We start from the raw sequence: 12,534 nt of genomic DNA on the forward strand, positions 1-12,534 counted from the left end.
ACGCCTGGCGGCGGATGGTGGTCGGTCAATACTGTGTGACGGTTCCGCTGGGCAGGGGAGGTCCGTTTGGCTGCGGGCGGGGAGCGGGTACCGCTGGTCGGGTACGCCCGTTATCTGAACGACTTGTTGCGCCGGTTGCGGGTGGAGAACGGCAGCCCGTCGTTGCGGGAACTTGCCCGCCGGATCCCGGCGTCGCCCGGTCATGTCAGTGGTGTCTTTAGTGGCAAGAAGATGCCCAGTCCGGAGTTCGCCGAGTCGATCGCGAAGGCGTTGAACGCTGGTGACACCGATCGGCGGGCTGCGCGTCAGTATGCGGAGGCCGCCGCGGGTGACGAGCCGTCGGGCACCGAGGGTGATGCGGTGCCGTGGCGGGTGGAGACGTTCCGTGCGGTTGTTCCTCCGGTGCCGGAGGGTGCGGCACCGAGCGCGTTGCTGTCAGCGCGGTACCAGGTGGTCGGCTTCACCGGCCGAATCGACGAACTGCGCGAGTCGGCGCAGTGGCGCGACGGGCCGGGCACGGGGCTGCGGGTACGGCTGCTGCACGGGCAGGGCGGCCAGGGCAAGACCAGGCTGGCCGCCGAGTTCGCGGTCCGCTCGGGCCAGGCGGGGTGGGTGGTGGGGCAGGTACGGCACCGCAGTGACACCGTCCGCCCTGGCAAGGCGCTGCCTGCGGGGCGGTCGGCTGGGGCGGCTGGTGTGTTGCTGGTGCTGGACTACGCCGAACGGTGGCCGGTAGAGGATCTCGTCTCGTGTCTTGCAGGTTTTCAAGGCGGAGTGCGCGGGGACGGGAAGGTGTTGCCGGTTCGGGTGCTGTTGCTGGCTCGCCCGTCCGGTGGCTGGTGGCAGGGCGTGCGTGCGGCGTTGCACGAGCATGACATCGCTGCGGTGACCGATCACCATTTGCTGCCGTTGGTTACGGCTGCGGCTGATCGGCAGGCGCTGTTCGACGCGGCCCGTGACCGTTTCGCCGATCTGCTCGGGTTCACCGGTGCCGAGACGCTCGGGCCGCCATCAGGGCTGGGCGGCGACCCTGAGTACGGCCGGGCGTTGACCGTGCAGATGGCCGCGCTGGCTGCTGTCGGCGCCGCCATGAGCGGCAGCACCCCACCGGCAGCGGCCGGGGACCTATCCACCTACCTGTTGGATCGGGAACGTCGACACTGGCAGAAGCTGTACGCCAAGACCCGCGCTGGCGACGGCGGCGGGACCGACGAGACCGCGCTGGCCACCAGCCCGGCTGTCATGGCCCACACCGTGTACACCGCGATCCTGACCCGTCCACTGCCGCAGCCGGCCGGGGCTGCGGTCCTGGTCCGGGCCGGTATCGCCACCGACACCGATGCCGGTCGAGTGCTGAGCGATCACGCCGTCTGCTACCCCCCGACGGACCCGGGCACGGTGCTGGAACCGCTGTACCCGGACCGGCTCGGCGAAGACTTCCTCGCCTTGAGTTCACCTGGCAACCCGAGTGGCGGCGCCGACCCATGGGCCGCCACCGCAATCAGTACCCTGCTGACCCCCGACTCCAATAAGGAGCTTGCCCCGTACACCCGGCAAGCCGTCACCGTCCTGATCGAAGCCGCTCGACGCTGGCCCCACCTGGCCGATCACCTGTTCCCGCTGCTGCGGGCCCATCCGCGCCTCGCGCTGGCCGCCAGCGGCGCCGCGCTGACCACCCTCGCCGAGACACCCGGCGTCGACCTGGCCCTGCTCGAAGCCCTCGAACCGCTGCTTCCCGCCGACCGGCACATCGACCTAGACATCGCCGCCGCCGCGATCACCACCCAACTCACCACACACCGGCTCGCCCGCACCACCGACGCCGCCGACCAAGCCCAGCTGCACGCCACCCTCGCCCTCCGTCTGGCCAACGCCGGCCGCCGCGAGCAGGCCCTGGCCCCGGCCGAGGATGCCGCCAGCATCTACCGCCGGCTGGCCGAGGCCCACCCGGACGCCTACCTACCCAACCTCGCCACGTCGTTGAACAACCTCGGCACTTGCCTGGCCGTGCTGGGTCGCCGCGAGCAGGCCCTGGCTCCGGCCGAGGAAGCGACCGGCATCTACCGCCGGCTGGCCGAGGCCCACCCGGACGCCTACCTGCCCGACCTCGCCACGTCGTTGAACAACTTCGGCGCCTGCCTGGCCCGGCTGGGTCGCCGCGAGCAGGCCCTGGCTCCGGCCGAGGATGCCACCGGCATCTACCGCCGGCTGGCCGAGGCCCACCCGGACGCCTACCTACCCGACCTCGCCACGTCGTTGAACAACTTCGGCGCCTTCCTGTCCGAGTTGGGCCGCCGCGGACAGGCCCTGGCTCCGGCCGAGGAAGCCGTCACCATCCGGCGCCGGCTGGCCGAGGCCAACCCGGACGCCTACCTACCCGACCTCGCCATGTCGTTGAACAACCTCGGCAACATCCTCTCCGAACTGGGCCGCCGCGAGCAGGCCCTGGCTCCGGCCGAGGAAGCCGTCACCATCCGGCGCCGGCTGGCCGAGGCCAACCCGGACGCCTACCAACCCGACCTCGCCGGGTCGTTGAACAACCTCGGCACCTTCCTGTCCGGGCTGGGCCGGCGCGAGCACGCCCTGGCTCCGGCCGAGGAAGCGACCGGCATCTACCGCCGGCTGGCCGAGGCCCACCCGGACGCCTACCTACCCGACCTCGCCGGGTCGTTGAACAACTTCGGCGCTTTCCTGTCCGGGCTGGGCCGGCGCGAGCGCGCCCTGGCTCCGGCCGAGGAAGCGACCGGCATCTACCGCCGGCTGGCCGAGGCCCACCCGGACGCCTACCTACCCGACCTCGCCATGTCGTTGAACAACTTCGGTGCTTTCCTGTCCGGGCTGGGCCGGCGCGAGCGGGCCCTGGCTCCGGCCGAGGAAGCCGTCACCATCCGGCGCCGGCTGGCCGAGGCCAACCCGGACGCCTACCTACCCGACCTCGCCGGGTCGTTGAACAACCTCGGCACCTTCCTGGCCAAGCTGGGCCGCCGCGAGCAGGCCCTGGCTCCGGCCGAGGAAGCCGTCACCATCCGGCGCCGGCTGGCCGAGGCCAACCCGGACGCCTACCTACCCGACCTCGCCACGTCGTTGTGGGCGCACGGGTGGGTGTGCGTGAACGTGAAGGCCAACTACGCCGAGGCCCTGGACTCATTGACCGAGGCGATCAGCCTGTACGAGCCGCTCGCGCGCCAGCTGCCGCAGATGTTCGCTGGGCATCTGATCTCGGCGTATCGGACTCTCACGGACGTGCTCGACGGACTTGGTCGAACTGAGGAAGCCGCTGGACTACGCCAGCAACTTGACGACGCGGCCGGTGGCAGGCTGGGCACGCAATGACAGTAAGGACCCAGGAAGGAGCCCAGCGTGCGAGAGCACTCTGGCTTCCCCACGACAAGACCCTGATCTTGCCGTTATCCGGCGTATCAGCCACCGCCTCTCGACAGCACCAGACTCGCCGCACTCGAATCATTGCCGCTTGCATAGCTATGCATAGCTGCAGCGCCAGAAGACGCACGGATTCGCCGCCGATCGTGTACGTCGGGCCTCGACGGTAGTCACGCAATGTAGTCGTCGACCTGTATCGCCTTCCCGTTCGCTCGTGTCGATGAGTGAATATCAGACCCCTGCTTGCGAGTCGGTCTAAGCGACGTCTCGTAATTGGCGTTCGCTCTTGCTACATGCGATGGTCCCGTTTGTGAACGGACGATCTTGGGACAAGGCGGACGTGGAACACCAAGCAAAGGTGACTGCGCTGGTGGAGCAGATCGTGACCGCTCAAGATCCCTACGAGGCGGGGGTGGAGCTTTGGGGCGCCTCCGGACGGGCTCCGGGCGAACTCGCCTACAACATGCAACTGATCTGGGGCGCACTCACCGACTGGGTGGAGTTGAAGCCAGAGGAAGGGCAGCGGGCCAGAGCCGAGATGCGCCGCGCAGCACGAGAGTGGCTGGCGCTCGATCCCGCCGATCGAGCCGCCGCTGAAAGGTATCTGGACTACTGGGTACACGACGTGTGCGGCTACAACAGGTAGCGGTGAATCCAGTCGACTTCTCGGCAGCCCGGTAGCAGTCGGGTGCAGAGCTTGGGCGATCATCGATCGGTGCAGGTGTTTTCAGCCTCTCGCTCGGACTTGATCCACCCGTTTACCGGTCTGCATCCGACGCAGTTGCACCGCCTGGTGCGTCTGGTCGCCCGCCGTGGCGGTGACACCCTCGCCGACGGCCGTCCGGGGCGACAGTGGGCGCTGACCCTGCCGGATCGCGTCCTACTCGTGGCCGTGTACTGGCGCACAAACCTGACCATGCGACAGATCGGCCCGCTGTTCGGGGTGTCGCACTCCGCCGCCCACCGAGTCATCGACACCTCGGACCACTGCTCGCGCTGGCGCCGCTGCGCCGGCAACCCCGAGGTCGGGTGGCCATTGTCGACGGCATTCTGATTCGACCCGCGACCACCGGCTCGCGACCCAGAGCAAAACTACCGCTACTCGGCGAACCTGCAGGTCGCGATCGACGCCGACACCCGCCTGGTCATCGCCCTGGGTGACCCGCAGCCCGGCAACCGCAACGACACCATCGTCTACCGCACCAGCGGTATCGACCAGCGGCTGGCTGTGTATGAGGTGATGGCCGACGGCGCTTACCGCGGCAATCCCGAGGTGATCATCCTGTACCGCAAGCCCCGCGACGGCAGCGAACTGCCCGCCTGGAAAACTGGACTACAACACCGGGTCACCGCAAGATCCGAGCCCGTGTCGAACACGCGCTGGCTCGCCTCAAGACCTACAAAATTCTGCGCGACTACCGCCGCGCCGGACATACCCTCGCGGTCATCGCGCCCGGGATCGCCCACCTACACAACATCGTTCTGGCAGGCTGACCTGCCGCGTGCTGCCAGGCCATCTCTACATCGAGTTACGAGACATCGCTTAGGCAAGCGGCATCGCCATCGACTCATGGGCCCCTCGTAAACGCACGTTCAACAGCGAGAGGGCGCTGTCCGTACACTGCCTGACGTCAGTGGGCAGTCTCAACCTATCTCGGCGATCGTTCCCACCGGGATCCAGGCGGGGGCCGGGCGGGCTCCAAACCTCGCGCCGGGCCATAAAAACGCCGAGATCGTAGCGGTTGATCGGGTCCGATCCGGCCACGTTGAGAATCCCTGCATAGTCGCTGACGGCAAGTTCTAGCAGGGTGTCAGCCAGGTCTAAGACCTGTACGGGCTTACGGATCATGTCGGTGAAGGAGAGGGGGCCGAATCGAACGATATTGATCAAGGGAACCGCTCGATCGGGTAAAGTCTCTTGTCTGCCACTTCATAGGGCGAAGCCTGTAGGTCACTGGTGTCGCATGGGGCGTTGAGGTAGATCTTGATTCTGGGCGTCGACGGCCGGGGCTTGTGCAAGAAGTTCTGCCGCCTCAGGGTCTGCGGTGTGGTCGGCGACTGCGGTGTAGGCATCGACAACATCGCGCCGTAAGGCTTCGCGGGCCGCCTGAAGCCATGGCCAGTGATGGCCGGCGGCGAGTTCGCCCCTGTTGAGGGCGATCAGTTCGTGAGTAGCGCGGAGTCTGATGGCGCCGTCGGGTGCGTGTGCCGCTGCGTGTGCGGACCTGCGCCACGCCTGCAGGTCGGTGTCGATAACGTTTTGATTGAGCTGGTAATGCTCGCCGTTTCGCGTTATCGGATCCGCGTTGACCAAAGGGCGGAGCTGGTTTCGTAGGTCGCTGATGGTGGTGTGCAGTCGTTGGGTGATCGTCGCTGGGGGGTGCTGGGGCCAGCAGGCCCGGATGAGTTCGGCCTTGCTCGCTCCCTGGGGATGTATGGCGAGGTAGGCAAGGATTTGCAGGCCGGCGTTACGTCGGATACGGACCGGGCGTCCGGCCACGGTCAGTTCGCACCCGCCGATAAGCCTGAGGCTTGCGGGGGCAGGCAGGTCGGCCGGCAGCGTGGCGACCGGGGGACGGTTCTGGTTGTGGGGTCGGGTTGGTGGGGCGCTTTCGGAGGGCTGCACGAGGGCGTGACGCACGAGGATGATCAGATCGTTGGCTGCGTGGGGGTCGAGCATGCAGAGCCGTTGTGGCGTGATCAGGCCGGTGCCGGTGGTGATGCCGTCGCGATCTGTCTGCCAATGCACCGTAGCGGCGGGGTCCGGGACGAGCCGGATCATCGTCCGTCGGGGGTCAGTTGGTTCTGGCGATCGCTCGATTCCGGCGGCGTGCAGATCGCGTGGGTCGGTGTCGGGCAGTAGTGCCGCGAGGTCGTCGGGGTGTAGGTGCAGTGGTCGGGTGGGTTGGCCGGTGGCGGCGGCCAGTGCTGTGCTGACGATGATGCCTCGGGCAGCGTAGGGGGCGCCGGGGCCGTCGAGGTAGACGATTCCGGCAGGGAGCTGGTCGATAGTCAAGGCGGGGGTGTCGTTGCGGCCCGCGAGGAGATGCTCGCCAGTCACGGTCGCGGTGATCGCATCCGCTGTCGGGGGCAGCGGCTGCAGGTCGTCGTCGCGGGTGAGCCGCGTGAGGTGCGGTGGCTGAGGCCGGTAGCTCTGGCGACGGCGCAGCCAGATCGCTGAAGCGGTCGCTGCGACAGCGAGAGCGGTGGAGGTCGGCAGCCAGTTTCCGCCCGGCAGGTCGACACCGGCTCCGAGTTGTCCGTCAGGTATCCGGTAGGGCGCAGAGGGCGTTGCCGACGGTTCCGGCGAGGTGCTGGCGGGCGCAGGGGGAACAGGGTGGACAGCATGTACGCCGGGCAGGGTGAGCGCGGCAACACTGGCCATCGATGATGCGGTCAGCTGGGCCGGGCCCGGCAGGTGCAGGTGGCGACGGCGGCGGCGATATCGCAGGCTGCGAGACGCTTGCCGGGCCAGGTGGGACAGCAGCAGAAGCCAGCCGGCCATGGCAACCGCGATGAACCCGGCGACGACAGCGCCGGGCGTCAGCGGCTGCCGCAGCCAGGTATGGACTTGGTGGAAGGTCGGCGACACGGGCCCTGCGTGAACGATCCAGGCGGTGGCGGCCAGCGGCGGACCGGCCACGAGGAGAAGAACGATTATCGCCGTGCCGAAGCGGTTGATCCAGCGCATGCGGGGGCGGCCTTTCAGCCGAGCGGGCCGGACGGTTCGGGCGGAGTCCTTGCCAATGTCCAAACGTGCCGGCCGCACCAGAGTGCGACCGCGATGGCGTAGATAGTGGCGGGGATACCGAGCCCGGCCCGCGAAAGGATCAGCATGAAGAAGCAGAACGGCACGGCGAGCACGACCCTGGCGATCAGATGCCCGGTCATCACGCAGGCGACGGCAATACCGAGGAGAACGGCGCCGAGGTAATCGGCCAGTTCGATCCGGCTGTCTTCCAGCTCCGCCACGTTGTACAGCGCCACCCCGACGGCGCCCGCCGCTGCGGCGATCGATGAGCTCAATGGGAAGGCGAGCAAGGTGTCCCACCCGCGGTCCGGACGGTGGCCGCGCCAGGCAAGCCCGGCCAGCGCCGCCGCGCCGGCCGCTGTCGGCAGGCTCGGCAGCAGCGCCCAGCGCAGCAGCTCGGCGGTCGGGTAACTGAAATACACGGCGCCGGAGACGGCGTACATACTCGCCGTGGCCGTGCCGGCGACAGCGGCCAGGCCAAGCTGGGAAACGATCCGCCTGTCTCCGTCAGCCGTTCCAGATTCTGACAGCGCATCCGGCAGGACGGCAGCGAACAGGCTTGCCGCCTGCACCCAGAAGATGACGGCGAGCACTCCGGCCATGGCCAGCTCGCCCCAGCTCGCCCAGACGTAGAAATGGCCCGGTGCCCGGCTGAGCCGGTCGCCCTCGAAATCGGCGCCGAACACGAAATGGGCGTACAACAGCAGCGAGAACAAGCCCGGCAGGGCGAGGGTGACCAGCCGGCGCCAAGGCGGCCGCCGGGCCGCCGGCGCACGTGCAGCGGGCTGCCGCAAAGCGGTTGATCCACCACCGGCCGCCGCGTACGCGGCCACGATTTCCGGCTGATGCGGCGTCTGGACGGCGATACCCAGTTTGGCGCCGATCACCTCTGCGGCCCCCGGGGTCGCGGCGGCACCGCCGATGAGACAGACCGTGCCCAGTTGCTCGAAAGTCAGGTCGGCGTTGCTGACCGCATCCCCGGCGACCTGCCCGGCCTGGTCCAACACTGCCGTGGCGGCTTCTGTCACCTGACTGGCGTTGACGACCGTCGGCGGCCTGCCAGCGGGCATCGGCATGGTGATCGCTACCTGCTCGGACAGAGCCTGCTTAGTCGCCCTTACGTTGGCCAGCACGCTCCACCGCTCGTGCGCAGGCAGGTCGCCCAGGCTGCTACCGGTCAAGACCGCTATCAGCTGCGCGTCGATGCGGTCGCCGCCAGCTTCGCGGTCGGTTAGCGTCGACAACACTTCGAACCCGGACGGGCCGCGCTGCAACACGGTTGCTTCGCAGCCGCCTCCGACATCGATAACCAGCACAGGGCCGACGGCCGCGTGATCGCCGGTCAACAGACCGGCGGCGGCAATCGGCGCCTCCAGGAGCTGGACGGCCGGAATTCCGGCCTCCCGGGCGGCACGCCGCAGCCAGGTCCGGCGCACCGGGCCCCAACCGGCCGGTACGACCAGAACGACATCCTCGACCCGGCCGCCTGCCACACGGCAAGCTCCGCCGTTAACCTCTCGTAGGGTCGCAGCGACCAGCTCAGCGACACCCACCACCCGGCCGCCGACGGTGATCTCGTTCATGCCGGCATGCAACGGGGAAACCACGAACCCGTCCGGGTCTTCGGCGGCTCGCCGCCACGCCAGCGCACCGATGCAAGTCTCGGTCCGGCTGACGTGCACGGCGCTGAACAGAGCGGACCCGCCATCGAAGGTCAGCGCGACCCAGCGTCCATCCGGCCACGCCAACACCGCCCGGGTGAACACGGCACCGTAATGGATCGCTAGCCGTGGATGCACGCACGACAGTGAAACAGAAGGCCACCGAACAGTCATCCAAATTGGACGACAAGTCGCTGTCACCGGCACACAGTCGTTGATCACGCTCAGGCTGGACACCGGTCATCAGTGAACCGGCCACTACCGCCCTTTCAGGGAGCGAGGACCGCAAGGGCCGCATCAGCGCATTCGTCGTTTTGTCCCGGGGCGCCATGCCGCCGCTCACCGCCAGCGCACCGAGCACGGTGTGGAACGTCCCAGCGGGGCCACACCAAGCCGTCACCCATGCGCGACCCGCACACCCCGGGGCCAAGTTAAGCCGTCCGGGTAAGGCCGTTAAAAGGCCGCCAGAACCAACCCACACGCTCCCCCAACGGGCACTGCGAGCTGCGGTGTTAGCAACTGTGAGCGTTTGTGAGTGGTTGTTAGCGGCACCCGGCCGGGCAGCTCGCCTACCGTCAACTGCGCCGTCGCAGCCCGCCATCCGGGTCGGACCACACCAACGCCCGCCGTACCTCGCCGTACCTGCGCGACGGCCGACGACCAGGCGCGACCCTTCGCGCAGCAAGGACGGCAGGAAGGAGCACACCGTGATCAGGCTTGTCAGCGCGATCCGGAAAGGTATCTTCGCGGCCGTCGTTCTGACAGGCGCTGCGTTGCTCCTGCTCGCTGTCTGCGGCAATCCGCTGCCAGCCCGATTGCCTGACGCCGGCCAGTTCCGGGCATGGATCGACGCACCTTTCCAGCCCCGCTACGCGACGGCGACCGCCCGCACCTTCGCCTGGCTGCTCTGGTCCGTCATAGCGGTCACCGTGATCGCCACCGGCGTCGCTCGCCTGCGCCGGCTCCGGCTCACACAGGTGGTCGCTGCGCTACCCGGTCCGGTGCAGGGAGTCACCGCGGCTCTGCTCGGGGCAGCCGCCGTCACGTCAGCAACCCCTGGACTGGCCACGGCCGCACCCCCCGTGGACGCCGCCGTGCCCGCCGGACTACCCACTGCCGGCAGCGAGTCAAACAACGCACTGCTGCACCGCACCGCGGAAGCCTTAACTCCGGCCAACACCGAGACGGTCCAGGCCGTCGTCGCCGTAGCGCCGCGGGAGACCAGCAGCAGACTTTCTATCGCAAGGCCGACCGACGTACCACTAACCGCGGCGGCAGCAGTCCCGAGCGGCTCGCCTACTTCCATTCTGGCCACCGCGCGCGCTGGCATCGGTGCAGCCACCATCGGCTCGCCCAGCCACGGTGCCGGCACGCCTGCGGGGCCGCGCGGTGCTCCTGCCGGGACCTGCCGCGTCAACCCCGGCGACACCTTGTGGGATCTCGCCGAAAAGCACCTCGGCGACCCGCACCGGTGGCGCGAGATCTACCTGCTCAACCGAGGCCACCGCCAGGCCAACGGCTACGCCCTGACCGACCCCGACGAAATCGACGTCAACTGGGTCCTCGCCCTGCCCTCCCGGCACCCCGGCCATCGACCGGCCGGCCCGCCGACCGCCCACCAGCCGCCCCCACCGACCAGCCACCCCGCAATCCCGCCAACTGCGCCAATCGCCCCGCCGACCAGCTCGATCACTGCCCCGACCACGCCGACGAAGGTACCGTCCCGGACGGCTACCAGCGCGAACCACCAGGCCAGTAACACGGCTACCACTCCCCCGTCGTCCAGCAGTATCGGCAGTCTGGCGACGTCCAGGTCTGCACCTGCGGCGGCCGGCGATGACCAGGCGGCGGGCCCGCTCGATGGCATCGACGTGCCCGGCGGATGGATCACGCTCGGCCTTGGTGGAGCGCTCCTTGCCGCCGTCGCCATGGTGTGGCGACGCCGCCGGCATCGCTACCAGCCCACCCCGATCACCCGGCCGCGCCTGGACGACCTGGACCTGCTACCCCCGCTGGCCGCGATGACCCGCATCCGCACCAGCCTGCGCCGGACCGCACCCGAAACCCTCGACGAACACCCCGTGACCGCGCCGACCGTCCGCGAGTACCGCAACGCCACCGTCCCACCCGAACTGCCGCCGATCGGCCCGAGCGGCTGCGAACTCGCCGGCGCCGCCGACCTGCCGCTGTCCGCCGGTCTCGGCCTGACCGGCGACGGCGCACTGGACGCCGCGCGTGGTCTGCTCGTCGCCACCCTGGCCGCCGGCAACGACAACGACCCCGACGCGAAAGGCCGCGCCATCATCGCCGGGGCCACCCTGGCCACCCTGCTCGGCGTGTCCGCCGCCGACCTCGGCCACCTCGACCGGCTCACCGTCACCGCCTCGCAAGCCGACGCCATCACCGCGCTCGAAGAAGAAATCATCCGCCGGTCCCGGCGCATCGCCGACGCCCAGGTCGCCGACGTCCACACGCTGCGCGACAACGACTTCCACGCCGAGCCCATGCCACAACTGCTGCTCATCGCCGAGCAACCCGAACCAGCCTGGACCAACCGGATGGTCACCGCCGTCCAGCTCGGCCACAGTGTCAACATCGGGATCGTCATCATCGGTGACTGGCCGACCGGCACCACCCTGACCATCGCCGCCGACGGCACCACCGGCAACAACGACACCCCACGCCTGTCTGTTCTAGACACCGCCGCCGCGATCGCCATGCTCGGCTTGCTGCGCGACGCCCACCGCAACCCCGAACACCCCGCCCCCGCCGAACCGGTCGACCGCCCGGAACCGCCCGATATCGCGGCCGCCACGGACTACGACCCCGAACCCGGCCCGCAAACTCGCAGCAAGCCCACCAGCCCTGCGGCCGAAACGGCCGCCTCGACAGCTCCCGTGGGGGGGCTTCCGATCAGGCTGCGAGTCCTGGGCAGCCCCGCCGTACTCGATCACGACGGGCAGCCATCGCCCGGCATCCGGAACAAGGCGATCGAGTTGCTGGTCTACCTCGCGGTCAACCGCAAAGGCGCCGACCTCAGCGACGTCATGGAGGCGCTCTACCCCGACGCCAACATGCGCCGCGCCAGCGAACGGCTCTCCACCGTCGTCGCCGACCTGCGTAAACACATCCGCCGGGCCGCAGCCCACCCCGACGACACCGACACCACGCTGCGGCAGCGCCTGGAACCGGTACCCAACACCGGCAGCCGCTACCACCTCGACCCGGCCATCGTCCGCGTCGACTGGTGGACCGCCCTCGACCAGTCAGATGCAGCCGCCGTAGCCACCGACGACCAGCAACGCCTCACCCACCTGCTGACCGCCATCGACGCCGCCAACGGCGGCCTAGCCGAAGGCGCCGAATACGACTGGATCGACACCGACCGCGAAGTCGTCCGCCGGCACCGCATCAAACTGCACGCCCACGCCGCCGCCCTGCTCGCCGACACCGACCCACACCGATCGTGGCTCCTGCTCGAGCAAGGCTGCCAGATCGACCCGCTCTCCGACGAACTCGCCCGCACCACGATGCGCGCCGCAGCCGCCCTCGCCGACGCCGACGCGATCCGCCACCGCCTCAAGACCCTACGCGAAGCCCTCGACGCCCACGGCCTTGAAATCTCCGACGATACCGAGACCCTCGCCCGCGACCTGCTCCGCCAACTCCAGCCACCCAACCGCCCGAGTGAAGCCGCGACGTAAAGGCTCATCACCCCAGCCGCTCGACCCGAGCCTGGCC

General features: G+C 69.0%; 6 protein-coding genes and 1 pseudogene. 4 read left to right on the forward strand and 3 right to left on the reverse strand.

Annotation, left to right across the window (positions count from 1 at the left end; all coding sequences use genetic code 11):
• The first annotated feature begins 66 nt into the window (after positions 1 to 66).
• The 3 genes and pseudogenes from ACIA5C_RS47130 to ACIA5C_RS47140 all read left to right on the forward strand — a co-directional run bounded on the left by ACIA5C_RS47130 (position 67) and on the right by ACIA5C_RS47140 (position 4,875).
• Positions 67 to 3,333, forward strand: a complete 3,267-nt coding sequence (locus tag ACIA5C_RS47130) for a tetratricopeptide repeat protein (RefSeq protein WP_396067644.1) — start codon at positions 67 to 69, stop codon at positions 3,331 to 3,333.
• Between the two features lie 418 nt (positions 3,334 to 3,751).
• The gene (locus ACIA5C_RS47135) at positions 3,752 to 4,027 is read left to right on the forward strand and encodes a hypothetical protein (RefSeq protein WP_396067646.1); all 276 of its coding nucleotides are present in this window, start codon (positions 3,752 to 3,754) and stop codon (positions 4,025 to 4,027) included.
• A gap of 69 nt (positions 4,028 to 4,096) precedes the next feature.
• A pseudogene (locus tag ACIA5C_RS47140) lies at positions 4,097 to 4,875 on the forward strand (transposase family protein).
• Between the two features lie 49 nt (positions 4,876 to 4,924).
• Here the strand turns inward: ACIA5C_RS47140 and ACIA5C_RS47145 are convergent.
• Genes ACIA5C_RS47145 through ACIA5C_RS47155 form a run of 3 tightly spaced genes read right to left on the reverse strand, consistent with a single transcriptional unit; the run spans position 4,925 to position 9,030 of the window.
• A complete protein-coding gene (locus ACIA5C_RS47145) occupies positions 4,925 to 5,272 on the reverse strand; it encodes a hypothetical protein (protein WP_396067648.1) in 348 nt (115 codons plus the stop codon).
• Positions 5,273 to 5,332: 60 nt separating this feature from the next.
• A complete protein-coding gene (locus ACIA5C_RS47150; protein WP_396067650.1) occupies positions 5,333 to 7,072 on the reverse strand; it encodes a hypothetical protein in 1,740 nt (579 codons plus the stop codon).
• A gap of 14 nt (positions 7,073 to 7,086) precedes the next feature.
• Positions 7,087 to 9,030 carry an Hsp70 family protein gene (locus ACIA5C_RS47155; protein WP_396067652.1) on the reverse strand — a complete coding sequence of 648 codons (1,944 nt, stop codon included), beginning with the start codon at positions 9,028 to 9,030 and terminating at the stop codon, positions 7,087 to 7,089.
• Between the two features lie 470 nt (positions 9,031 to 9,500).
• Between ACIA5C_RS47155 and ACIA5C_RS47160 the strand changes: the two genes are divergently transcribed.
• Positions 9,501 to 12,497: a hypothetical protein gene (locus tag ACIA5C_RS47160; protein WP_396067654.1), complete on the forward strand. Its 2,997-nt coding sequence runs from the start codon at positions 9,501 to 9,503 to the stop codon at positions 12,495 to 12,497.
• The last annotated feature ends 37 nt before the right edge of the window (positions 12,498 to 12,534 follow it).

It is taken from the genome of Actinoplanes sp. NPDC051343 (assembly GCF_044455125.1).
Taxonomy (GTDB): domain Bacteria; phylum Actinomycetota; class Actinomycetes; order Mycobacteriales; family Micromonosporaceae; genus Actinoplanes.